The following is a 21,806-nucleotide window of genomic DNA, read 5'->3' as shown; positions in this document are numbered from 1 at the left end:
TCAGAGGCCGTTGACGAATTCCTGCAGCCAAGGACGCAGCTCGGGACCGAGGTCGTCACGGTCCGAGGCGAGCTGGACGATCGCCTTGATGTAGTCGAGCCGGTCGCCGGTGTCGTAGCGACGACCGCGGAAGACGACGCCGAGCACGCCCTCGGTCGTGGCCAGTTCCTGCAGCGCGTCGGTCAGCTGGATCTCGCCGCCCTTGCCGGGCTCGGTGCGCTCGAGGATCTCGTACACGTTCGGCTTCAGCACATAGCGGCCGATGATCGCGTAGTTCGAAGGAGCGTCTTCCTTCTTCGGCTTCTCGACGAGCCCCGTCACCTTCACGACGTCCGGGTCATCGGTGGGCTCGACGGCGGCGGCGCCGTACAGGTGGATCTGGTCGGGGTCGACCTCCATGAGCGCCACGACGGTCAGGCCCGAGCGCTCCTGCTCGGCGATCATCTTCGGCAGCAGCGGGTCGCGCTCGTCGATGAGGTCGTCGCCGAGCATGACGGCGAAGGTCGCATCGCCCACGTGCGCGCGCGAACGCAGCACCGCGTGACCGAGCCCCTTGGGCTCGCCCTGCCGGACGAAGTGGATGTCGGCGAGGTCCGAGGACTCCTGCACCTTGCGCAGCTTGACCTCGTCGCCCTTGCGGGTGAGGTTCTGCTCCAGCTCGGGAACCGAGTCGAAGTGGTTCGAGAGGTTGTTCTTGTTCCGCCCGATGATGATGAGGACGTCCTCGATGCCGGCCTGCGTCGCCTCTTCGACGACGTACTGGATGGCGGGCTTGTCGACGACGGGCAACATCTCCTTCGGCATCGCCTTCGTCGCCGGAAGGAATCGTGTGCCGAGGCCGGCGGCGGGGATGACCGCCTTGATGCGCTGCTGAGACATGCGTCCACCATAGCGACCGGTCGGCACGAACGAGAGGGGCGACTCTCACCCTTTACAATCGGGGCATGTCCGACTCGATCGACAACGCCAAGCGCGCGCTCCGAGCGGACCTGCGCGAACGTCGGTCGACGATGTCGGATGCCGCGCGCGAGACGGCGGCCGACGGCATCCGCTCTCAGCTGCGCGAACTCGTCGAACGCCTGGGCGTCCGCTCGCTCTCGTGCTACCTCTCCGCCCCCACCGAACCGGGAACCCGCCTGTTCGTCGATGAGGCCGTCGCCGCGGGCCTGCGCGTGCTGCTTCCGGTCACCCGCAACGACGGGTTGCTCGACTGGGTCGTCGCGGAGCCCGGCGGCGCTATCGCGGACGGCATGTTCGGTCTGCCCGAACCCGTCGGCGAAGTGCTCAGCCCGATGTCGGTCGGCGAGGTCGACCTGCTCGTGATCCCCGCCGCCGCCGTCGACGTCGCGGGCATGCGGCTCGGCTGGGGCCGCGGATACTTCGACAAGACCCTCGGCTCGATGGAGAATCGTCCCCCGGTGTACGCCGTCGTGTTCGACTCCGAGCTCGTCGACGAGGTGCCCCGCGACCTCCACGATCAGCCGGTGACCGGAGTCGTCACCCCCACCCGAACCGTCGTCCTCGCCCCCGAGACGCACTGAACACCCGAGGAACCATGCCCACCTACGCTTATGCCTGCAAGACGTGCGGGCACCGTTTCGATGCCGTCCAGTCGTTCGCCGACCCCACGCTGACGATCTGTCCCGAGTGCTCGGGCGAGCTGCGCAAGGAGTACGGCTCCATCGGCGTCACCTTCAACGGCGCCGGCTTCTACCGCACCGACTCGCGCGCCAGCGGGTCGGGCGCGGGTGGGTCAAGTGGTGGCAGCGAGTCGACCTCTTCGGCATCATCGAAGTCCGAGGCGTCGTCCTCGCCCGCCGCGGCGGGCTCGTAGAGTCCGGCATCGCCGGAGAAAGAAGAGAGCCATGATCAAGGGCTTCCGCGACTTCATCATGCGCGGCAACGTCATCGACCTGGCCGTCGCGGTCGTCATCGGCGGCGCGTTCACCGCCGTGGTCAATGCGATCGTGGCGAGCATCATCAATCCGCTCGTCGCGCTCGTCTGGAAGGCCGACGAGAACGGAAACGCCGGCTTCCCCGTGCAGGGCCTTCACGGCGAGGTCATCTTCCCGGTGGGTGCACTGCTGACCGCCGTCATCAGCTTCTTCGCTGTGGCGCTGGTCGTCTACCTCGTGTTCGTCGTGCCGATGAACAGGTGGAAGGAGCGCCAGGCCGCGAAGGCCGGCGTCGTCGAGCAGGCGGCCCCCCTGCCCACCGAGCAGGAGCTGCTGATCCAGATCCGCGACCTGCTCGAGCAGAACCGTGCCGCCGCCCCCGCGGCAACCGCGGCGTCCGCGACGGACGGGCCCCTGCGTCGTTCGCAGTCGACCACTCCCCCGGCGACGCCCTCCGCCTGACGACTCTCAGTAGTGCGGCGGGACGTCGTTCCGCATGCGCGCATCGTTCGGACCGGATGCCCCGGCCGCGCCCTCGGCGCCGGCCGGGGCATCCGTCGTCTCATCGGCGGGAATCGGTTCGGGCGCCGTCCCGGGCGCGGCCGTCAGACGCGCGCGGCGCGGACCGGTCCGTTCGACCCGCTGACGGTCACTCGATGACATCGAGCGGTTCGGTGCTCGCGTCCGCCGTCGGCGCCTCGGGCTCGACCCCGAGGATCGCCGCCACGCGCGCCGCGACACCGGCGGGGTCGCTGTAGAGGTCGAACGAGTGCACGCGGATGTAGTGCCAGCCCAGTCGTCGCAGGATCTGCGGGCGCAGGCGCAGCGACTCGCGCAGCGACTGGCCGATCGTCTCCGGGTCGCCCTCGACCACGACGGCCTTGCCGTCGCGCTGGGCGACGAGGGGCAGGATGCCGCGGTAAGCGACATCCACGGCGACGCCGAGGCTCCGCAGGTTCTGCGCCAGGGCAAGGGTGAGCGGGTCAGCGAGGTCTTCGAGCCGCGCCTCGCGCGAACGCGCCGCGAGGTTGCCGAGGATCGACATGAGCGTCGCGGCACCGTTCTCGAGGCGGCCGTCGTCGAACGCCGAGGGCCGAATCGACGACACGATGACCATCGAGCGGCGCGCGCGGGTCATGCCCACCGTCAGCAGGCGCTCACCGTCGGGCTCGGACAGCACGCCGAAGTCGCTGAGGACCCGTCCGTGCCGGGTCAGGCCGTAGCCCAGCGAGAAGACCACGCGGTCGCGGCTCTCGGCGACGGACTCCTCGAGGCCGAGTACGGCGAACGGTTCGGCCGTCTCGCGACCGACGAACTCCGCGACATCCGAGCGTCCGGCGAACGCCGCCTCGACAGCCGCACGGATGCGCAGCGCGTGCTTGGTGGAGGCCGTGACGACCATGAGCGATTCCTGGGGGCGGTTCACGGCGTGCTCGACCACGAGGGTGACCACGCGGGCCACCTCGGCATCGGGGCTCTCCACGGCACCGGAATCAGGGTCGGGCGCACCGACACCGCCCTCGACGTAGTCGACGCTCAGGCTGCCGCGACCGAGGTACGACCCGGCCCACGGGAACGAGACGATCTCGCCGCCGTAGAAGGCCTCGTTGACCAGTTCGGCGAGGTCCTCGCCACCGGCGCGATAGCTGCGGGTGAGGGTCTCGACCGGAACGATCTCGGCGAGGCGTTCGAAGACGCTCGGCTCCTCAGGATCGACGAGCGGCTCGTCGGACGCGTCGCGATCGGCGGCGATCTCGAACGGCGTGGGGCGCTGGGTGACCGGATCCCCGAAGGCGACGATCTGCCGACCGCGGCGCAGGGCCGACGCCGACTCGGCGACGCTGAGCGCAGCGGCATCCGCGATCACGACGACATCGAAGGCCGGACGCGCCGGCAGCGCCGACACCTCGTAGGGCGAGGCGATCCAGACCGGGGCGAGCGTCCGCAGGAGCTTCGGCGCCACGGCGAGCAGTTCGGCCGCCGACGCCGTGCCTTCGCGCAGCGCAGCCTTCAGCGCTGCGGTCTCGTCGGCCTCATCGACGATCGCGATCTTCCACCGCGTCGCCAGCTCGGCGGCGAGCTGCTGACCCGCCGAGGCCGCGTGCGCCTCGTCGACGAGTCGGAAGTCGCGCTCGAGGCGGTCGACAACGCTCGTGTTGGCGCCGAGCAGGGCACGGTCGCCGCGCAGCATCGCCTCGAGGGCCGACTGCCACCACGCGAACTCGAACTCCGACGCGACCCGCTCTTCCGGAACGTGGCGGACCGACAGCTCGGTGAGCAGCGCGTCGAGTCCGAGCGAGGCGAGCTCGCCGCGCAGAGTCGCGCGCTCGACGAGATTGTCGAACACGTCCGAGTCGGCGGCGAGTCCGGCGAGGGTGCGGACGAGATCGGGGATCGGCGTGGCGAGCAGGTCGTTGCCGGGACCGAGGACGCGCGAGAGCTCGGCAAGGTCGGCGTCGACCCGCTGCCACGAGGTCGCGACGGCGTCGAGGCCCGCGGGGATCTCGGGAACGACGCCCGCCTCGGCGACACGCTGCCACTGCTCGCGCTGCTTCTGCACGCGCACGAGGGCATCGTGCATGTCGGTCACGTGCATGCCGGGACGCACGTACTCCTTCGACAGACGGCGCAGCCGACGCCGCGTCGCGCCGTTCATGTCGGGGGTGTCGCGACGCGTCGAGTGCGCCTCGATGAGGTCGGCGAGCGGCCGCTCGAACACCGTGAGGCTGAAGCGGTCGAGGGACGCGCGAATGCCCTGCAGCAGGCGGATGTAGGCGCCGAGCTCGGCGAGCGTCGTGAACGGACGCATGCGGGTCTGCCCGATCAGCTCGTACGACCGCTCGAGGATCTCGGGCACCTCGCTGCGGTGCAGACGGCCCGCGAGGGCGTGCGCGGCCCGCGCCTGCTCGGTGGTCTCGAACGCCACGCCGTACCAGGGCGAGTCGTCGGGGCCGAACCGGAACTCTCCCAGGCGGGCGGCCGTCGCCAGCTTCGCGGCGGCCTCGGCGCGGCGCGTCGACAGTCGCTGGAGCGTGTGGGCGTCGAAGCGCGTGGCCGCCGACGGCTGCGGGTCTTCGCCGGCGATGGTGGTGAGCTTCTGCAAAACCTCGAGGGGCGAGACACCGAGCAGGGGATGCCGCTGCGTCAGCGACGCGCGGTAGTCGCGCAGCACGCTTCGCAGCCGCACGAGGGCGTCGTCGATCTCACCCATCTTCGGGTGCTCGGCCTTCTCGTTGCGCGCGATCGCCCGGATGAGGTCGCGGTGCACGCCCCGCGGCGACACCGCCAGACCGGGCAGACCGATACCGGAGAGGCGATGGCGCACACCCTCGAGCGTTCCTCGGCGGGCACTGACGACCAGGACGCGCTTGCCGCGCCGCACGAGTTCGCCGACGGCGTTGATGACCGTCTGCGTGCCGCCGGTTCCCGGCAGGGTGTGGACGACGAGTGACTGCCCCGCCACGATGCGGTCGAGGACGCCCTCCTGCTCGGCGTCGGCGTCGAGCAGCAGACGGTCGGATGCCGGTGGGCGGTCGTCGGCCGGGACAGCGTCGGGCACCGGGTGGCGCATGGCCACCAGCGCCCGGTCGTCGTCGTGGCCGGCGAGCGCGTTGAGCACGGGAACGTCGAGGTCGGCCGCGTCGCGCTCGGCGCGGGCGGCGACGTCGGCGAAGGTCGACACGATCAGGCGGGGCTGGACGGTGAAGGTGTCGACGTGCGCGGTCAGGGCGCGCAGGTGGTCGATCACCGGCTGCGGCTTGAACACGCCGCCGTCGTAGGCCAGGGCGGCCAGGCCGCGACGGTCGAGGTCGATTCCGAAATGGGTGCGGGCGACCTCGACGAGCTCGGGGTTGACCGCGAACGAACCGTGGAGCTTGAGGTCGAAGTCACCGTGGTGCCGGCGGATCGCCAGCGGCCGCAGCAGCACGGGGGCGTTGTAGGTGAGACCGCCCGCGCGCCACGACGCGAAGCCCACGCCGAGGTGGACGGTGTCGAGCCCGCGGGTGGTCCGCAGCTCGACGTCCTTCGCGGTGATGCGTCCGGCGGCGAGCCGGGCGGTGCGCAGCGCCACCTCGTCTCGGAACAGGTTCGACAGCAGCGTGGATCGGCCCGTGATGAACTGCGGCAGGCTGCCCGGGTGCGCCTTGGTGATGTCGATGCCGACGTCGTCGGAGGCGACGTAGTGCAGCAGCGTCGAACGGCCGCCGAGCTTCGCCGCCTGCAGGCGGATCCGCTCCCGCTCGGCCTCGGCGACGTGCACGATGGCGACGTCATCGTCAGCGACACTGAGTTGGGCGGGGGTCACCGAATCCACCCGATCCTCGTCGGTCGCGTCCGGTCGGACGGCTCCTCGATCTCCACGCCACACAGCACACACCCTAAGCGGCTCGTGGGCATCCGGGGTTCAGCCCTGCCGAGTTTCGCGCTATTGCCGACACGCCGGATCACCGGCGTTTCCTCCCCATCATCGTCACGCCGCGAGCCCTCCCCCGTTTTCCGGCCACGACCCGGCGTCGGAGCGCCACGCCGGGATGATGGAGACATGACCGACGCAGCGTTCTGGGTGCACCCGACACCGATCGGCGAGGCCCTCATCGTGGTGACCGATGCGGGCCTCGCCTCCCTCGACATCCTCGACCGCCCCGCCGAGATCGCCGTCGCCGATCTCGCCGTCGCACTCCGCACCGTCCCCGTGCCCGACGCGTCCGCGACCCGCAGCGTCGTCACCGAACTCGACGCCTACTTCGCCGGTGGCCTGCGCCGGTTCTCGACCCCGATCGACTGGCAGCTCGCGCCGACCGGCTTCGCTGCCGCCGCGCTGCGCGCCGTCTGCGACGTCCCGTACGGCGAGGTGGCGACGTACGGCGAGGTCGCCGCGGCGGCGGGGTCACCGCGCGCGCACCGCGCCGTCGGCTCGGCGTGTGCACGTACGCCGATCTCGCTCGTCATCCCCGCGCACCGCGTCGTGCGCAGCGACGGGTCGATCGGCGAGTACGGCGGGCACCCCGAACGCAAACGCTTCCTGCTCGACCTCGAGAGCGGGCACGGCTCCGCGCGCGAGTAGGCCGCGCCGGAACGCGAGGCGGCCCCGGGCCTGTTCCGCCCGGGGCCGCCTCTCCGTTGGAGATCGGTCTGTGGTCCGTCAGCGCGCCGTCAGTGGTCGACGGCCTTCTCGGCGCCGTGGCCGGTGAGCGAGCGGACCTCCATCTCGGCGGCCTTGACCGGATCCTCCTTCGCCCGCGAGGTCACCGACCCGAGCCAGCCGAGGAAGAAGCCGAGGGGGATCGAGACGATGCCCGGGTTGTTCAGCGGCCAGATCGCCACACCGACGTTCTTGAACACGCTGGTCTCGGTGCCCCAGAACACCGGCGACAGGATGATGAGGATGATCGCCGCCGCGAGCCCGCCGTACATGCTCCACACCGCGCCGCGCGTGGTGAACTTGCGCCAGAACAGCGAGTAGATGATCGTCGGCAGGTTGGCCGAGGCGGCCACGGCGAAGGCCAGCGCCACGAGGAAGGCGACGTTCTGACCCTGCACGCCGATCCCCCCGAGGATCGCCAGGATGCCGATGACGATGACCGTGCGGCGAGCCACCTTCACTTCGCCGTCCGGCGGCACGTCGCCCTTCTTCACGACGTTCGCGTAGATGTCGTGGGCGAACGACGCCGCCGCGGTGATGGTCAGGCCCGCCACGACCGCGAGGATCGTCGCGAACGCCACTGCCGAGATGAAGCCCAGCAGCAGCGGGCCGCCGAGTTCGAGGGCGAGCAGCGGCGCGGCCGAGTTGACCCCACCGGGGGCGGCAGCGATGCGTTCCGGCCCCACGAGGGCACCGGCGCCGTAGCCGAGCACGAGCGTCAGCAGATAGAACAGGCCGATCAGCCAGATCGCCCACACCACGGACCGACGGGCCTCCTTCGCCGTGGGGACCGTGTAGAACCGCATCAGTACGTGCGGCAGACCGGCCGTGCCCAGCACCAGTGCGAGAGCCAGCGAGATGAAGTCCCACGGGTTCGCGCCGTACTGCAGCCCGGGCCCGAGGATCGCCTCGCCCTTCGGGGATGCCGCGACGGCGCTCTCGAGCAGCGTGTTGAGGTTGAACCCGTTGATGGCGAGCACCCACACGGTCATGACCAGCGCGCCGCCGATGAGGAGGAACGCCTTGACGATCTGCACCCAGGTCGTGCCCTTCATGCCGCCGATCAGGACGTACACGATCATGAGGACGCCGACGACGGCGACGACGATCGACTGACCGAGCTGTTCGGTGATCCCGAGCAGGAGCGATACGAGACCGCCCGCACCGGCCATCTGCGCCAGCAGGTAGAAGAAGCACACGGCGAGCGTCGTGATCGCCGCGGCCATCCGCACCGGCGTCTGCTTGAGCCGGAACGACAGCACGTCGGCCATCGTGAACTTGCCCGTGTTGCGCATCAACTCGGCGACGAGCAGGAGAGCGACGAGCCAGGCGACGAGGAATCCGATCGAGTACAGGAACCCGTCGTAGCCGTTGATCGCGATGGCGCCGCAGATGCCGAGGAACGATGCGGCCGAGAGGTAGTCCCCCGCGATCGCGAACCCGTTCTGCGGCCCGGTGAACGACCGGCCGGCGGCGTAGTAGTCGGCGGCGGTCTTGTTGTTGCGGCTCGCGCGGATGACGATGAACAGCGTCACCGCGACGAACGCGCCGAAGATCGAGATGTTCAGGACGGGGTTGTTGTCGACGGTCTCCCCCGCGGCGACGATCGCCGAGCCCAGGCCGGTCACGGCCTCCCAGACGCCGTTCACGAGGCGCCCTCCGTCCGCTCGAGGTCGGCGCGGATCGACGACGAGAGCGGATCGAGGCGACGGTTGGCGTAGCGCACGTAGCCCATGGTGATCGCGAAGGTCGTCACGAACTGCCCGAGCCCGAACAGCAGCCCGACGGTGACGTCACCCCAGACACGCTGCGCCATGAAGTCGGTCGCGAACGACGACAGCAGCACGTAGACGAAGTACCAGACGAGGAACACCACCGTCAGCGGCCAGACGAAACTGCGGTGCTTCCGCTTGAGTTCGCGGAACGGCGCCGACTCCTCGACGGCGACGTAATCCACCCGTCCTGGCGGGGACGGAGGGCGGTTCGATGCGGTCATGTGGCCTCCTTGCCTCATGGTGAGCAGCTGCTCGCACGGCCGTCGTCGTCGACGGACCGCGATGGTAGGGTCGACGCTACGAAAGGCGGCAACGAGGCCGTCACCCCCGGAAGTAGGTAGTGCGTGACGGCACTGGCGGCACCCGACAGCGACACGCAGCTGGTCTCTCGCGCGGTCGACGATCTCGCTCGCAGCACTCGCTTCCCCGTCGTCTTCGGCGGCCTCGAAACCGAAGGCTCGGTGCACGTCACCGCGATCGCCGGCGCTCGCTCACACGCGATCGACGACCTCGTGGTCAAGGTCGGACGCGGGCTCGGCGGCGCGGCGATGATCGAGAAGCGTCCGCGGCTCGCGCTGGAGTACCGCACGGCCCGAACCATCACGCGCGACTACGACCGCGCGATCCTCGGCGAGGGAATCGCGACGCTCTTCGCGGTGCCCATCGTCACCGAGGGCCGCGCCCGCGGGGTTCTCTACTGCGGCTCGTGGTCGCAGGCGCCCGTCGGGGATCTCGTCGCCCGGCCGGCGTTCCGCGCCGCCGACGCCGTCGGAACCGAGTTGCGCATCCGCGACGAGGTGCAGCGGCGGCTGGCCCTTGCGCCGTCGCCCGAAGCAGCGGCCGGCCTGACTCCGGCGGCCAAGGAGGACCTGCGCGAAAGCTTCGCAGAGCTGCGGAGCATCGCCGCCACCGTGGATGACGCCGCGCTGCGACAGCGTCTGGCCGCCGTGGAGCAACGTCTGGCGGCTGTCGCGCGCGCGGGTGCCGGAGCCGGCGACAGCGACGTGCAGCTGTCACCGCGCGAGCTCGACGTGCTCGCGTGCTGCGCGCTCGGTTCCACCAACGCCGAGATCGCCGCCACGTTGAGCCTCAAAGAAGGCACCGTGAAGTCGTACCTGCAGGCGGCCATGGCCAAGCTCGACGCCTCGACCCGGCACGCCGCCGTCGCACGGGCTCGCCGGCTCGGCATCCTGCCCTGACCCGCGGCACGGCGCCGTCGATCCGGTGGCGCGCGAGCCGGAAGGCTCAGGCAGCGAGGCGCAGCGTCCGGCGCTGGGCGTCGATGACCGCGCCGTACTCGCGCACCATGCGGTCACGGCCGAGGCCCGGCCGAGCCGCCCGCAGGGCGGGGGCGAAGCGGCCGCGTTCGGCGCACGCGCGCTGCCACGCCGTCGCGATCTCGCGGGGGTCGCGCCCGGTCACGATGCCGAAGCCCGCGATGAGGCGCGCCGCATCGCCGACGTCGGTGGTGACGGGCACCGCGCCCGACGCCGCGCCTTCGAGCAGGCACAGGGGCGCGGCCTCGCCGTAGGCGCTCGTCAAGGCGACCACGTCGGCGGCGCGGTAGATCGCCGGCATGTCATCGCGGATGCCCAGGGCGTGCACGCGAGCGTCGCCGACCCGGGCCAGCAAGGCCTGTAATCCGGCGTTGCCCGTCGTCATCCCGGCACCGCACACGATGTAGTGCGTGTCGGGTGCGATCTCGGCATGGGCCGCGACCGCGCGGAAGAACAGGTCGGGGTTCTTCATCTCGTCGAACCGCGCGGCGTAGACGACGACGGAGGCGGCATCCGGAATCCCCAGCTCGCGGCGGACGGGGTCGCCGCCCCGGGTGAGCGCCGGACGGAACCGCGTCAGATTGATGCCGTTGTCGACGGTGTAGCGCGATGCCCCGGCGAGCGCGGGAGCGTAGGCCGCGTCGGTGGCGTGCGCACACGAAACGGCCGCGGTGACGATGCCCCGCTCGGCGCCGGTGCGCAGCCACGACAGCGCCTCGCCCGAGTGCTCCGGGTCGGAACGGTGCAGGCACGCGATGACCGGACGGTCGGGCAACATCATCGCCTCATCGAGCGCGAGCAGCAGGCCGAGCGGCTGCTCCTTGAGGGAGAGGACGACGTCGGCGGCGGCGATCGCCCGCGAGGCCGTGCGCAGCTGCCGGGACGAGAAGGTGTGCGGTGCGTGCGGGACACCACCGGCCGTCTTGCCGAGCGACGTGATGCTCACCCCTCCGGCGCGCAGCGAGCGGTATCTCGGGTCAGCCGCCATCGGCTGCACCGTCGCCTCGCGCCGCGCCCGTGAGGCGATAGCCAGCACGCTGTGGGTCTGGTCCCCGCTCGCATGCAGCCCCGCGACGACGTCGCTGTGGAGGATGCGCGCTCCTCCGGCGAAGAAGCCCTCGGTCAGGGTGAGGACGCGGAGGGGTGCGGTCATGGCGGGCCTTCCGGGACGGCGACAGGTGCGATCCATCGTCGAGCCCCGCTCGCCCGTGGCGTGTGAACCACGGGCGAGCGTTCGATGAACGAACGGCGACGGCCGCCGCGTTCAGAGGATGGGCTTGCCGCCGGTGACCGCCAGGCGGGCTCCCGAGATGTACGACGCCTCGTCCGAGGCCAGCAGCACATAGGCGGGCGCGAGCTCCGCCGGCTGTCCCACGCGACCCAGCGGGGTCTGCTCGCCGAAGCTCTCGACGGCCTCCTCGGGCAGGGTGGCGGGGATCAGCGGCGTCCAGATCGGACCCGGCGCGACGCTGTTGGCCCGGATGCCGCGCTCGCCCAGCATCTGCGCGAGCGAGGCCGTGATGCTGGCGATGGCCGACTTCGTCGCGGCGTACGGCAGCAGGTTCGGCGACGGCTGGTCGGACTGGACCGAGCTGGAGCCGATGATGGACGCACCGGGTCCGAGGTGGGGAAGCGCCGCCTTGACGATGTGGAAGTAGGCATCGACATTCGTCGCCCACGTGAAGTCCCACTCCTCGTCGGGGATCTCTTCCAGCGTCTCGCGGTTCATCTGGTAGGCGGCGTTGCTGACGACGATGTCGAGCCCACCGAGCTCCTCGACGGTGCGGCGGACGACCTCGCGGCAGTGCGCGGGGTCGGAGATGTCGCCGGGGATGAGCACCGCTCGACGCCCCGCCTCTTCGACGAAACGACGGGCTTCGTCGGCATCCTCGTGCTCGTTGAGGTAGCTGATCGCGACGTCGGCGCCTTCGCGGGCGTACGCGAGGGCGACGGCCTTGCCGATGCCGCTGTCGCCGCCGGTGATCAGGGCGCGCTTTCCGGCCAGGCGGCCCGAGCCGCGGTAGCTGGTCTCGCCGTAGTCCGGCTTCGGCGTCATCTCCTGGTCGGTTCCCGGGACGTTCTGCTGCTGGGGTTCCATTGTCATCCCTTTCGTTCGTGGTCGTAGGTCCCACTCGACTCGGTCGGCGCCGGTCGCTCACAGGGCTTGACACGATGCCGCCGCGGGGGCACCGCGAGCCGACGTCAGTCGACGCCGTGGGAGCGGGCGATCGTGACGGCCGAGCGGATGCCGCCGTCCTCCCAGGCCTCGCCGTGACCGGGCAGCACGAGGCGTGCATCCGTCTCCCCCAGCAGGAGCAGCGAGGCGAGCGCTTCCTCGCTGCGTGCCGTGGCGGCGCGGGCAACGGCTCGCGGCCCGGTGCGCCCCGTGTACGGGTCGAGGGTCACGAGCGCATCACCGGTGAGCAGGATGCCGTCGCGCTCGAGCAGGAACGCGCAATGGCCGTCGGTGTGGCCGGGGGTGAAGATCGGACGGATGCCGCCCGCGAGGGGGATCGTCTCACCGGCGACGATCGTCGGCTCAGCGCGCACGCCCTTCACCCCGAGGGCGCCGCCCGCGACCATGCGCGCGAGAACCGGCAACGCCCCGGGGTAGCGGAACGGGTAGGGGAAGCGCGCGGACTCGTGCGCGTAGCGGTAGGGATGCCGCACGAGTTCCGCGTCGCCGACATGCACCCTCGGCACGAGATGGTGCTCATCGATGAGGCGGTCGCACATGCCGACGTGATCGAAGTGGCCGTGGGTCAGTAGCAGCGCATCGATGTCCGACACTCGCGCCCCGATCGACGCGAGAGCTTCTTCGAGCAGCGGCCACGTGCGCGGCAGTCCGGCATCGATGAGCACGAGCCCGTCGTCCGCGGCGATGAGGTAGGCGTTGACACCGCCGCGCTCGAGTTGGAACACGCCGTCGGCCACCATGGTGACCCGAGGTCGGTGATCGGCCATGGGTTCCCCTTCCGTCGCGCCGATCCTCGGCGGCGCAGCGGCGGAACACCCGGGGGTTGACAGACGCGCGGGGCACCGAACCCGGTCGGACGAAGCCGGCACGATAGCCGCCGGGTCGGGCTTCGTCCACCCCGTGTGAGCGAGCACGCGAGTGACCGCACAGTGGCGGGATCACCGGCAGAGAGGCGATCGATGAAAGCCATGACCTATCGCGGTCCGTACAAGGTGCGGGTCGAGGAGAAGCCCGACCCGCGGATCGAGCATCCCCATGACGCGATCATCCGGGTGACGCTCGCGGCGATCTGCGGTTCGGACCTGCACCTGTACCACGGCATGATGCCCGACACCCGGATCGGTCACACGTTCGGGCACGAGTTCATCGGCGTCGTCGAGCAGCTCGGCGGTGCGGTGACCAACCTCGCCGTCGGCGACCGCGTGATGGTGCCCTTCAATATCTACTGCGGCTCGTGCTACTTCTGCGCCCGCGGTCTGTTCTCGAACTGTCACAACGTCAATGCGAACGCCACCGCGGTGGGCGGCATCTACGGCTACTCGCACACCGCCGGCGGCTACGACGGCGGCCAGGCCGAGCGGGTGCGCGTGCCGTTCGCCGACGTCGGCCCCACCGTCATCCCGGATTGGATGTCGGACGAGGACGCCCTCATGCTGACCGACGCGTATTCGACGGGGTACTTCGGCGCGCAGCTCGGCGACATCGTCGAGGGCGACACGGTCGTGGTGCTGGGAGCGGGTCCGGTCGGACTCGCCGCGGCGCAGTCGGCGTGGCTCATGGGCGCCGGCCGGGTGATCTCGATCGACCACCTCGACTACCGCCTCGAGAAGGCGCGGACGTTCGCGCACGCCGAGACGGTCAACTTCTCGGAGTACGACGACATCGTGGTGCAGATGAAGAAGATGACCGACTACCTCGGCGCCGACGTCGTCATCGACGCGGTGGGTGCCGAAGCCGACGGCAACGCCACGCAGCACATCACCTCGGCCAAGCTCAAGCTGCAGGGCGGGTCGCCCATCGCCCTGAACTGGGCCATCGACGGCGCCCGCAAAGGCGGTCGTGTCTCGGTGATCGGTGCGTACGGGCCGCTGTTCAGCGCCGTGAAGTTCGGCGACGCGCTCAACAAGGGTCTGACGCTGCGGATGAACCAGGCGCCGGTCAAGCGTCAGTGGCCGCGACTGTTCGAGCACATCCGCGCCGGCTACATCTCCCCCGGCGATCTCGTCACGCACCGCGTGCCGCTCGAGCACATCGCCGAGGGGTACCACATGTTCTCGTCCAAGCTCGATGACTGCGTGAAGACCGTCGTCGTGCCGTCGGAAGGCTGACCCATGAGCTCGAACTCCTCGAACACCCCCACCCCGTACACCGCGAGCGTTCCTCGCCCCGCCCCCGACCGTGCCGCGCTCCGGGCGCGCATCCCCGGCTGGGGCGTCGACCTCGATCCCGCCGACCGACCCTCGGGCGTCGTCGAATCGATCGACGAGGCGGCGGTCGAGCGTGGGATGCCGCCGCGGCAGGCTCTCGAGGCCGACCGCGAACGCTCCATCGAGCACGCGTTCCTGACGCCCGTGTTCGGCACCGCGCAGCCGTTGCACGGTGTATCGGGGCGGATCCGCAGGCTCGCCTACGCCCGCTTCAGCGAAGGGCGCGCCGCACACTGGCTGCTGCTCATCGTCGGCGACCGGGTCGAGGCGATCGGCGCGCACCTGCGATCGCTGGCGACGCTGCGGCCCGACAACCCGATCACCGAGACGGGTGTGCTGGCCGAGGCACGGCGGCATCCGATCCGGTCGCGTTTCGGTCGCGGCCGCGTGGATCTGCACCACACCTGGCTCGACCCGATCCTCGTCGCGGGGCCATGGGTACTTGCCGCGTGGGGCGCGTTCCGCGTCGTGCGCCGCATCATCGCCCGGCGCTGACGCTCGCGGGCGGTCGGCGGAGCCCTGCGCCGACCGCTCAGCGGCGCGGAGTCTCCGCGACCGTCGCGGGATCCTCGAGGGGCGCGAGCACGGCGCCGGAGCTCGGCGGGGTCACCGCACCGCGCCGCACGCGGGCGTGGGCGAGGTCGGCCGAGAAGCGCGACGTCAGGCGTGGCGCGAGCCGCGCGCCGATGAGCGATGCTCGGGCCTTCCACCCGGCGGGCTGTGCGACCTTCGGCGCAACGGCAGCCGAGAGGATCGCGTCGACGACGGGTTCCGGCTCGTCCATGAGCGGCATGCGCAACGCCCGGCCGGCGTGGTTACCGGCGTGCCGCCAGAACGGTGTGCGCACCGCCCACGGCAGCACAGCCGCCACCGATATGCCGTCGGCGTGGGCAAGTCGCAGCTCCTGCTGCAACGTCTGGGTGAGGCTGAGCACCCCGGCCTTCGTCGCCGCGTACGACGCCTGGTAGGCCAGCGGCACGACGCTCTCGACGGATGCGGTGTTCACCAGGACGCCCGACCCCTGCGCGAGAAACAGGCGAAGGGCCGTGTGTGCGCCGCGCATCGCGCCGGCGAGGTTGGTCTCGACCACGCGGATATGTTCGTCGATCGGCACGTCCCAGAACAGGCCGATCGTGCCGACGCCGGCGTTGTTGATCCAGACGTCGATCTTTCCGAACGCTGCCTCGGCCTCGTCGGCCAGGCGCTCCACGTCACCGGGACGGGCCACGTCGCCGACGACCGCGTGTGCACGACCGCCAGCCTCTTCGATGCGCGCGACGAGGCTGTCCAGAGCGTCGGCCCGACGTGCGAACACGACGACGTCGGCACCGAACTGGGCGGCGCGCAATGCGGTGCCCCGTCCGATGCCGGTCGATGCGCCGGTGACGACGACGGTGCGTCCGGACAGGTCTGCGAGGCGGGAGAGAGCGGTCATGCGTGAAGCATCGCCGTGCTCGCCTGCCGGACGATGCCCGTTGCGCCCGGTCACTCGAGGCGCTACGGGCACCGTCGACGGGTCAGCGGTCGGTCCGCGCTTCTTCCGCGGCCTCTTCTGCTTCCGCGCCCTCCTCGGGCGACTCGGAACCGGCGGATGCCGCCGCGTCGTCGCCCTCGTGCTGAGCGTCGTCGTCTCGTCCGTGGTGGTCCGCAGTCATGTGCTGCCTCCGTTCGCGTCGCGTGGCGCCCCGCAACCGCGGGACGAGTTCCACTGTGCCCGGGGGACGGATGCCGCGAACCGGGGTTGCCCCCACGGCGGATGCGTGCGTAGCGCCCGCCTCCATCGTGGGGGCGACCGATGTCAGTCGTTGGGGTCCGAGCGGTGGCGGGGCTTGCGCGCCGGACGCTCGTCGCGCTCGCTCGAGCGCTCGTCACGGTCGTAGCGCTCGCGCGGGCGACGGCTCGGGCCACCGGTGTCGAGCCGGATCTCGATGGCCTTGCCCGAGATGCGGGTGTCGGCGAGCCGGTCGAGCGTCGACTGCGGCATGTCGGATGGCAGCTCGACGAGCGAGAAGTCGGGACGGATCTGGATCGCCCCGAAGTCGCCGCGGCTGAGCCCGCCCTCGTTCGCGAGAGCCCCGACGATCTGACGCGGTTCGACGCGGTGACGCTTGCCCACCGCGATGCGGTACGTCGCCATGTTGGGGTTGCTCGCGCGCGGGCGGCGCTCGGGGCGGCCGTCGCGGTCGTCCCGATCGAACGAGCGCGGCGCGCGGTCGTCGCGAGGGGCGCGGGCGCGGGGCTCGGGGTCGGGCTCGAGCAGCAGCGGCGTCTCGCCCTGTGCGACGACGGCGAGCGCGGCGGCGACATCCACCTCGGGCACGTCGTGGTGACGGACGTAGTGGGCGATGATGTCGCGGAAGCGCTCGACGCGTTCGGTGTCTTCCAGCGCTGCCGTGATGCCGTCGTCGAAGCGCGACAGGCGGGTGACGTTGACCTCGTCGACGCTCGGCAACTGCATCTGGGTGAGCGGCTGGCGGGTGGCGCGCTCGATCGCCGCGACGAGGCCGCGCTCGCGCGGGGTCACGAAGCTGATCGCGTCGCCCGTGCGGCCGGCGCGGCCGGTGCGGCCGATGCGGTGGACGTACGACTCGGTGTCGGTCGAGATGTCGAAGTTCACGACGTGCGAGATGCGCTCGACGTCGAGGCCGCGGGCGGCGACGTCCGTGGCCACAAGGATGTCGAGCTTGCCCGACTTCAGCTGGTTGACCGTGCGCTCGCGCTGCACCTGGGCGACGTCGCCGTTGATGGCCGCAGCCGAGTAGCCGCGGGCGCGCAGCTTCTCGGCGACCTCTTCGGTCGCGCTCTTCGTGCGGGCGAAGACGATCATGGCCTCGAAGTTCTCGACCTCGAGGATGCGGGTGAGCGCGTCGATCTTCTGCTGGAACGACACGATCAGGTAGCGCTGCGTGATCGTCGACGAGGTCGTGGTCTTGGACGCGACCGTGATCTCTTCGGGATCGTTGAGGTACTGCTTCGACATCCGGCGGATCGCTGCCGGCATGGTCGCCGAGAACAGAGCGACCTGCTTGGTGTCGGGAGTGTCGGCGAGGATCGTCTCGACGTCCTCGGCGAAGCCCATCTTCAGCATCTCGTCAGCCTCGTCGAGCACGAGGTACTTCAGCTCCGACAGGTCGAGCGTGCCCTTGTCGAGGTGGTCCATGATGCGGCCGGGTGTGCCGACGATGACGTGCACGCCGCGGCGGAGCGCCGACAGCTGCACGCCGTACCCCTGTCCGCCGTAGACCGGCAGGACGTGGACGCCCTTCGTGCGCGACGCGTACTTCTCGAACGCCTCGCACACCTGCAGCGCGAGTTCGCGGGTGGGGGCGAGCACGAGCGCCTGCGGGGTCTTCTGCGTCACGTCGAGGCGGTCGAGGATCGGCAGGGCGAACGCTGCGGTCTTGCCCGTTCCGGTCTGCGCGAGACCGACGACATCACGCCCCGCGAGCAGCGTCGGAATGGTCGCCGCCTGGATGGCGGAGGGGGTTTCGTAGCCGACGTCGGAGAGCGCCTTGAGCACCGGCTCCCCCAGCCCGAGGTCGCGGAAGGTGATGACGGCAGGCTCCTCGGGAGCCTCGACAGCGGTGGGTTCAGCAGAAGTGGACACGCTTCAGGGTAGTCCGCGTATCGCCCGATCGTGTGATCCGCTCGGACACGCCGCGGACTGTGGCCTAGCCTCGGAGAAAGGTCGACGCTCTCGGGGGTACGGATGCCGGAATGGTTGCTCTTCGCGATCGGAGCGGTGGTCTTCGCCGTCGTGGCCACGTGGCTGGCCAAACGCGCGCTCGAAGCGCGGGTCGGCTGGGTGCGCGGACCCATCGTGTCGCTGGTCGTGTTCGTCGTGTTCGCGCCGCTGGGCGTGTGGGTGCTCCGCCAGTCGGGCATCCTGCGCGGGTCTCGGGTGTTGGCCGACAACCCCGTCACGATCGGCTTCGTCCTTCTGGTGCTGGCGTGGATGTTCGCGATCGTGCTGATCCTCCTCATCACGCTCGAGCTGATGTGGCCCGCGCGCGTTCCCGTCGGGCCCATCCGCGCCATCCGCGGAGCACTGCACCGCCGGCGCCGCGCCATGCGGTACGCCCGGATCGTCGCGATCGCCTCGCGCCACGGCCTCGGCGGCGTGCGCAGCGAGTCGGCGCGCGCCGAACTCCCCCGCGCCCTCGCCGCGACCCTCGACGACGCCGGCGTGACCTTCGTCAAGCTCGGACAGATCCTCTCCACCCGCAGCGACCTGCTGCCCGCCGAGATCACCCGTGCGCTCGCGACGCTGCAGATGGACACGACGCCGATCCCCTGGTCCGAGGCGAAGGCTGCGATCGAGACCCAGCTCGGGCGCCCCCTCGACCTCGTCTTCACCTTCATCGACGAGACGCCGCTCGCGGCGGCATCCGTCGGCCAGGTTCACACGGCGCAGTTGCGGAACGGCACGGATGTCGTCGTCAAGATCCAGCGCCCGAAGGCGCGGGCCGAGGTGGCCACCGACCTCGACATCATCGAGCGCGCGGCCGCCGACCTCGAGCGCCGCACCACCTGGGCGAAGGATGTCGGCGCGTCGGCGCTCGCGGCGCAGTTCGCCGTCGCGCTGCGCGAAGAGCTCGACTACCGCGTCGAGGTGGCCAACATGGAGATGCTGCGCGACTCGATGACGGCGGCCGACGCCCGCGCGGTGCGCATCCCCGACGTGTACCCCGACCTGTGCACGGAGCAGCTCATCGTGATGGAGCATGTGCGCGGCATCCCGTTCAGCCGTCTGCCCGCCCCCGGTGAGCCCGGCTCCGTCGCTCCCGAGGACGCGACGGCCATCGCCGACGCCGTGCTCGACGTCATCGTCGGTCAGGTCGCGCTGCGCGGGGTGTTCCACGCCGACCTGCACCCCGGCAATCTCATCCTGCAGCCGGACGGCATCGTCGCGCTGATCGACTTCGGCTCGGTCGGCATCGTCGAGAAGAGCCTGCGCCGGCTGCTGCTGCCCCTGCTGGTCGCCCTGCACAACGAAGACGACTCTGGCGCGACCGACGCCGTGCTGATGCTCGTGAAGCCGCGCGCGGGCGCTGCGGTGGATGTCGCCGCGCTGCAGCACGACATCGGCGTCATCCTCACGCGGCTGCACAACTCGCGCGCCGACCAGCACCTGTTCACGGCCCTCATCGACGTGCTGCGGCACCACCGGCTCGCGCTCCCTCCGGGGCTGCTGCTGGCGTTCCGGACCCTCGGCGCCGTCGAAGGCACGCTGCGCCGCCTCGACCCCGGCTACGACATGATCAAGCGGGCCCTCTCGCGTGCGCCGCAGTACGCGCTGCGGATGGGCGACCCCCGCACCGCGGCCTTGAGCGCGCAGGTGCAGCTGCAGCTGGGCCGGGAGCGGATCCGCGACCTGCCGCGCCGCGTCGACGGCATCCTGCACGACCTCGAGTCGGGACAGCTGACCGTACGCCTGCGCGCGCTCGAATCACCCGACGACCGCTCGTGGGTCGAGTCGCTGACCGGCCGGCTCACCACGACCCTGGTCGGTGCGACCCTCGTCGTCGTCGGCGTCATGCTGGGCGTCGCCGACCACGGACCGCTTCTGACCGAGACGGTCTCGGTCTTCCCGTTCCTCGGCAGCATCGTCGGGCTCGGCGGCCTGTTGCTGCTCCTGCGGTCGCTGCGTTCCGCGCTCGTCCGGCGTGAGAGCTCGGGCAGCTGAGGCCGGGCGTCGGGACGACCGCTAGCGCACACCGCGGGCTGACGCCACCCCCAGCCCGATGCGCACACGTCTCGGGTATGCCGGGAGACATGGACAGAATTCACTACGCGGGCGACTCCGTGGTGACCGGGTCCGACGTCGCCCGGGCCCTTCTCGGATACGCTCAGGCACTCGCTCAAGTCGGCAGCTCGGCAACGGTGGACATCCCCGTCGTCGGCACCGACGGCACGCAGGCGCGATGGGAGGTGCTGGTCGGCCCCGCCAGTCAGATCACCTCGCGCGAGACCGACTGGGACGGCCCCGAGCTGCGCGACGACGTGCTCGTCGCGCGCCTGCGCCGCCAAGCCGATCAGCTGCGCAACCGCGGAACATCGGCGGCGGTCGCCACCGAAGACCCGGACTTCGGCGGTGCGCCGCAAGCCTGGAGCGACTTCGACACCCTGTGAGGGCTCGCGGGCATTCCGGACGGGTCGGCGCTTCCTGAGACAATGGGCGCAAGCCTCTCTCCCGCACCGCTCTCGAACGGCTGGAACCCGCAATGACCGACACGACCCGCCCGCCGGCGAATCAGGACGGTGAAGCGTGAAGATCCGCGACCTCGTCCACTTCGTCGCCGCCGCCGACGCGCTGCACTTCCCCCGCGCCGCCGAGAGTCTCGGTATCTCACTCCCGGTGCTCTACTCGTCGCTCGACCGGCTCGAAGAAGAGGTCGGGCACCCGCTCTTCGTCAAGGACGGCGGCAAGCCGCGCCTCACCCCGGCCGGCACCCTCCTGCTCGCTGACGCACGAGCAGAGGTGGCCGCTGCGCCGGCGCCGGCTGTCGCGCCGAAGCAGAAGGCGTCAGGCGGCGGCAAGGCGAAGGCCTCGAAGGGCTCGGGACGCGCACCCATCGTCAAGGGACAGCCCAAGCCCTACAAGAAGCGCCAGGGGCGCTGACCCCTCAACCACGGATAACGGCTGGTTCCGGGGAACGCGGCTGCGGGTGCGGCTTCCAACGGAACAAGTCGATGAGTCGCGTCAGCGCCGGAACCCGCGCGAGCACGAGCAGCAGACCGTAGCCCAGAGCGCCGCCGGCGACGTTCGAGAGGAAATCGTTGATGTCGGCGATGTGGCCGCCGGCGAAGAACGCCTGCGCTGCGAGCTGCAATGACTCCATCGTCAGGCTCGTGATCGCGGCCGCACCGACCACTTTCAGCCAGGCCGGCCGCGCGAGCATGAGCGGGATGAGGATGCCGAGCGGCACGAAGACCAGCGCGTTCATCAGCGCGTCGTCGATTTCGTAGTCGACGAATGGCACGAGCGCCAGGCCCGGCGTCCACGGCAGGCCCGAGTCGGGCTTGTTGAGGAAGATCGGGAAGATCGTGTTGCCCACGATGCCTGCGGCATAGACGGCAACCGCCGCGGCTACCGCCGCACGCGGCAGCGTGGAGATGCGGCGCGCCCGCAGTACGACCAGCAACACGGCGAAGACCACGACGCCGAAAGGGATCACGACGGGGAGGACCGGCACTTCGGCGAAGGGATTGCTCATCACCCCGACGCTATCGCGTCACCGCGCAGTGCTCGCACGGTCGGTTCGGCCGGACCGGACATACGCGAAATCCGCCGGCCCGGCTAGGGCCTCTC

The 21,806-nt window shown here is 70.7% G+C and carries 22 protein-coding genes; 10 read left to right on the top strand and 12 right to left on the bottom strand.

Features of this window, described 5'->3' with window-relative positions; all coding sequences use genetic code 11:
- Complete coding sequence (gene galU, locus PUW82_RS07755) at window positions 1-879, bottom strand: UTP--glucose-1-phosphate uridylyltransferase GalU (protein WP_274221692.1); 879 nt, start codon at window positions 877-879, stop codon at window positions 1-3.
- Window positions 880-944: 65 nt separating this feature from the next.
- On the opposite strand from galU, the gene PUW82_RS07750 reads away from it, so the two are divergent.
- From PUW82_RS07750 to mscL, 3 genes are read left to right on the top strand one after another with little or no spacing between them, the layout of a single operon-like run.
- Window positions 945-1,541, top strand: coding sequence for a 5-formyltetrahydrofolate cyclo-ligase (locus PUW82_RS07750; RefSeq protein ID WP_274221691.1), 597 nt, complete (start codon window positions 945-947; stop codon window positions 1,539-1,541).
- Window positions 1,542-1,555: 14 nt separating this feature from the next.
- On the top strand, window positions 1,556-1,834 hold the full coding sequence (locus tag PUW82_RS07745; RefSeq protein WP_274221690.1) for an FmdB family zinc ribbon protein: 279 nt from the start codon (window positions 1,556-1,558) through the stop codon (window positions 1,832-1,834).
- A 31-nt stretch (window positions 1,835-1,865) separates the two neighbouring features.
- Window positions 1,866-2,357 carry a large conductance mechanosensitive channel protein MscL gene (gene mscL, locus PUW82_RS07740; protein WP_274221689.1) on the top strand — a complete coding sequence of 164 codons (492 nt, stop codon included), beginning with the start codon at window positions 1,866-1,868 and terminating at the stop codon, window positions 2,355-2,357.
- Between the two features lie 6 nt (window positions 2,358-2,363).
- On the opposite strand, the gene PUW82_RS07735 is transcribed toward mscL, so the two are convergent.
- Window positions 2,364-2,558, bottom strand: coding sequence for a hypothetical protein (locus PUW82_RS07735; RefSeq protein ID WP_274221688.1), 195 nt, complete (start codon window positions 2,556-2,558; stop codon window positions 2,364-2,366).
- Window positions 2,545-6,273 carry an AAA family ATPase gene (locus PUW82_RS07730; protein ID WP_274221687.1) on the bottom strand — a complete coding sequence of 1,243 codons (3,729 nt, stop codon included), beginning with the start codon at window positions 6,271-6,273 and terminating at the stop codon, window positions 2,545-2,547. Before PUW82_RS07730 ends, PUW82_RS07735 begins: the two co-directional genes overlap by 14 nt.
- Before the next feature lie 165 nt (window positions 6,274-6,438).
- Here PUW82_RS07730 and PUW82_RS07725 point away from each other — a divergent pair, with 165 nt between their 5' ends.
- Window positions 6,439-6,960 (top strand): methylated-DNA--[protein]-cysteine S-methyltransferase, encoded by a 522-nt coding sequence (locus tag PUW82_RS07725; RefSeq protein ID WP_274221686.1) that lies wholly within the window; start codon window positions 6,439-6,441, stop codon window positions 6,958-6,960.
- An 89-nt stretch (window positions 6,961-7,049) separates the two neighbouring features.
- Here PUW82_RS07725 and PUW82_RS07720 read toward each other — a convergent pair whose 3' ends face one another.
- Entirely contained in the window at window positions 7,050-8,666 is a 1,617-nt protein-coding gene (locus PUW82_RS07720) for a monocarboxylic acid transporter (protein ID WP_274221771.1), read from the bottom strand.
- A gap of 17 nt (window positions 8,667-8,683) precedes the next feature.
- Entirely contained in the window at window positions 8,684-9,034 is a 351-nt protein-coding gene (locus PUW82_RS07715) for a DUF485 domain-containing protein (protein WP_274221685.1), read from the bottom strand.
- 123 nt (window positions 9,035-9,157) lie between these two features.
- On the opposite strand from PUW82_RS07715, the gene PUW82_RS07710 reads away from it, so the two are divergent.
- On the top strand, window positions 9,158-10,012 hold the full coding sequence (locus tag PUW82_RS07710; protein WP_274221684.1) for a helix-turn-helix transcriptional regulator: 855 nt from the start codon (window positions 9,158-9,160) through the stop codon (window positions 10,010-10,012).
- A gap of 46 nt (window positions 10,013-10,058) precedes the next feature.
- Here the strand turns inward: PUW82_RS07710 and PUW82_RS07705 are convergent, their stop codons facing one another.
- The 3 genes from PUW82_RS07705 to PUW82_RS07695 form a co-directional block, all read right to left on the bottom strand.
- Window positions 10,059-11,243: a glycosyltransferase gene (locus tag PUW82_RS07705; RefSeq protein ID WP_274221683.1), complete on the bottom strand. Its 1,185-nt coding sequence runs from the start codon at window positions 11,241-11,243 to the stop codon at window positions 10,059-10,061.
- Between the two features lie 111 nt (window positions 11,244-11,354).
- Window positions 11,355-12,194: an SDR family oxidoreductase gene (locus PUW82_RS07700; protein WP_274221682.1), complete on the bottom strand. Its 840-nt coding sequence runs from the start codon at window positions 12,192-12,194 to the stop codon at window positions 11,355-11,357.
- A gap of 98 nt (window positions 12,195-12,292) precedes the next feature.
- The gene (locus PUW82_RS07695) at window positions 12,293-13,054 is read right to left on the bottom strand and encodes an MBL fold metallo-hydrolase (protein WP_274221681.1); all 762 of its coding nucleotides are present in this window, start codon (window positions 13,052-13,054) and stop codon (window positions 12,293-12,295) included.
- 192 nt (window positions 13,055-13,246) lie between these two features.
- Here PUW82_RS07695 and PUW82_RS07690 point away from each other — a divergent pair, with 192 nt between their 5' ends.
- Window positions 13,247-14,395 (top strand): zinc-dependent alcohol dehydrogenase, encoded by a 1,149-nt coding sequence (locus PUW82_RS07690; RefSeq protein ID WP_274221680.1) that lies wholly within the window; start codon window positions 13,247-13,249, stop codon window positions 14,393-14,395.
- Window positions 14,396-14,398: 3 nt separating this feature from the next.
- Window positions 14,399-14,989 carry a hypothetical protein gene (locus tag PUW82_RS07685; protein WP_274221679.1) on the top strand — a complete coding sequence of 197 codons (591 nt, stop codon included), beginning with the start codon at window positions 14,399-14,401 and terminating at the stop codon, window positions 14,987-14,989.
- A gap of 37 nt (window positions 14,990-15,026) precedes the next feature.
- Here the strand turns inward: PUW82_RS07685 and PUW82_RS07680 are convergent, their stop codons facing one another.
- From PUW82_RS07680 to PUW82_RS07670, 3 genes are all read right to left on the bottom strand, one after another.
- Window positions 15,027-15,929, bottom strand: coding sequence for an SDR family NAD(P)-dependent oxidoreductase (locus PUW82_RS07680; RefSeq protein ID WP_274221678.1), 903 nt, complete (start codon window positions 15,927-15,929; stop codon window positions 15,027-15,029).
- 82 nt (window positions 15,930-16,011) lie between these two features.
- Complete coding sequence (locus tag PUW82_RS07675) at window positions 16,012-16,149, bottom strand: hypothetical protein (protein ID WP_274221677.1); 138 nt, start codon at window positions 16,147-16,149, stop codon at window positions 16,012-16,014.
- A gap of 143 nt (window positions 16,150-16,292) precedes the next feature.
- Window positions 16,293-18,101 carry a DEAD/DEAH box helicase gene (locus PUW82_RS07670; protein WP_274221676.1) on the bottom strand — a complete coding sequence of 603 codons (1,809 nt, stop codon included), beginning with the start codon at window positions 18,099-18,101 and terminating at the stop codon, window positions 16,293-16,295.
- Between the two features lie 102 nt (window positions 18,102-18,203).
- Between PUW82_RS07670 and PUW82_RS07665 the strand changes: the two genes are divergently transcribed.
- The 3 genes from PUW82_RS07665 (at window position 18,204) to PUW82_RS07655 (ending at window position 21,116) form a co-directional block, all read left to right on the top strand.
- Window positions 18,204-20,180, top strand: coding sequence for an ABC1 kinase family protein (locus tag PUW82_RS07665; RefSeq protein ID WP_274221675.1), 1,977 nt, complete (start codon window positions 18,204-18,206; stop codon window positions 20,178-20,180).
- A gap of 89 nt (window positions 20,181-20,269) precedes the next feature.
- A complete protein-coding gene (locus tag PUW82_RS07660; RefSeq protein ID WP_274221674.1) occupies window positions 20,270-20,626 on the top strand; it encodes a hypothetical protein in 357 nt (118 codons plus the stop codon).
- A gap of 136 nt (window positions 20,627-20,762) precedes the next feature.
- Window positions 20,763-21,116, top strand: coding sequence for a helix-turn-helix domain-containing protein (locus PUW82_RS07655; protein ID WP_274221673.1), 354 nt, complete (start codon window positions 20,763-20,765; stop codon window positions 21,114-21,116).
- A gap of 4 nt (window positions 21,117-21,120) precedes the next feature.
- On the opposite strand, the gene PUW82_RS07650 is transcribed toward PUW82_RS07655, so the two are convergent.
- On the bottom strand, window positions 21,121-21,711 hold the full coding sequence (locus tag PUW82_RS07650; protein ID WP_274221672.1) for a VanZ family protein: 591 nt from the start codon (window positions 21,709-21,711) through the stop codon (window positions 21,121-21,123).
- Window positions 21,712-21,806: the final 95 nt, after the last annotated feature.

Source organism: Microbacterium thalli, assembly GCF_028737325.1.
GTDB lineage: Bacteria > Actinomycetota > Actinomycetes > Actinomycetales > Microbacteriaceae > Microbacterium > Microbacterium thalli.
The sequence above is the reverse complement of the archived record's forward strand: the minus strand, read 5'-3'. Positions and strand labels throughout refer to the sequence as shown.

Bases quoted from the DNA above. Each gene is read 5' to 3' on its own strand.
- galU (WP_274221692.1), bottom strand. From the start codon at position 879: ATGTCTCAGCAGCGCATCAAGGCGGTCATCCCCGCCGCCGGCCTCGGC.
- PUW82_RS07750 (WP_274221691.1), top strand. From the start codon at position 945: ATGTCCGACTCGATCGACAACGCCAAGCGCGCGCTCCGAGCGGACCTG.
- PUW82_RS07745 (WP_274221690.1), top strand. From the start codon at position 1,556: ATGCCCACCTACGCTTATGCCTGCAAGACGTGCGGGCACCGTTTCGAT.
- mscL (WP_274221689.1), top strand. From the start codon at position 1,866: ATGATCAAGGGCTTCCGCGACTTCATCATGCGCGGCAACGTCATCGAC.
- PUW82_RS07735 (WP_274221688.1), bottom strand. From the start codon at position 2,558: ATGTCATCGAGTGACCGTCAGCGGGTCGAACGGACCGGTCCGCGCCGC.
- PUW82_RS07725 (WP_274221686.1), top strand. From the start codon at position 6,439: ATGACCGACGCAGCGTTCTGGGTGCACCCGACACCGATCGGCGAGGCC.
- PUW82_RS07715 (WP_274221685.1), bottom strand. From the start codon at position 9,034: ATGACCGCATCGAACCGCCCTCCGTCCCCGCCAGGACGGGTGGATTAC.
- PUW82_RS07705 (WP_274221683.1), bottom strand. From the start codon at position 11,243: ATGACCGCACCCCTCCGCGTCCTCACCCTGACCGAGGGCTTCTTCGCC.
- PUW82_RS07700 (WP_274221682.1), bottom strand. From the start codon at position 12,194: ATGACAATGGAACCCCAGCAGCAGAACGTCCCGGGAACCGACCAGGAG.
- PUW82_RS07695 (WP_274221681.1), bottom strand. From the start codon at position 13,054: ATGGCCGATCACCGACCTCGGGTCACCATGGTGGCCGACGGCGTGTTC.
- PUW82_RS07690 (WP_274221680.1), top strand. From the start codon at position 13,247: ATGAAAGCCATGACCTATCGCGGTCCGTACAAGGTGCGGGTCGAGGAG.
- PUW82_RS07685 (WP_274221679.1), top strand. From the start codon at position 14,399: ATGAGCTCGAACTCCTCGAACACCCCCACCCCGTACACCGCGAGCGTT.
- PUW82_RS07680 (WP_274221678.1), bottom strand. From the start codon at position 15,929: ATGACCGCTCTCTCCCGCCTCGCAGACCTGTCCGGACGCACCGTCGTC.
- PUW82_RS07675 (WP_274221677.1), bottom strand. From the start codon at position 16,149: ATGACTGCGGACCACCACGGACGAGACGACGACGCTCAGCACGAGGGC.
- PUW82_RS07665 (WP_274221675.1), top strand. From the start codon at position 18,204: ATGCCGGAATGGTTGCTCTTCGCGATCGGAGCGGTGGTCTTCGCCGTC.
- PUW82_RS07660 (WP_274221674.1), top strand. From the start codon at position 20,270: ATGGACAGAATTCACTACGCGGGCGACTCCGTGGTGACCGGGTCCGAC.
- PUW82_RS07650 (WP_274221672.1), bottom strand. From the start codon at position 21,711: ATGAGCAATCCCTTCGCCGAAGTGCCGGTCCTCCCCGTCGTGATCCCT.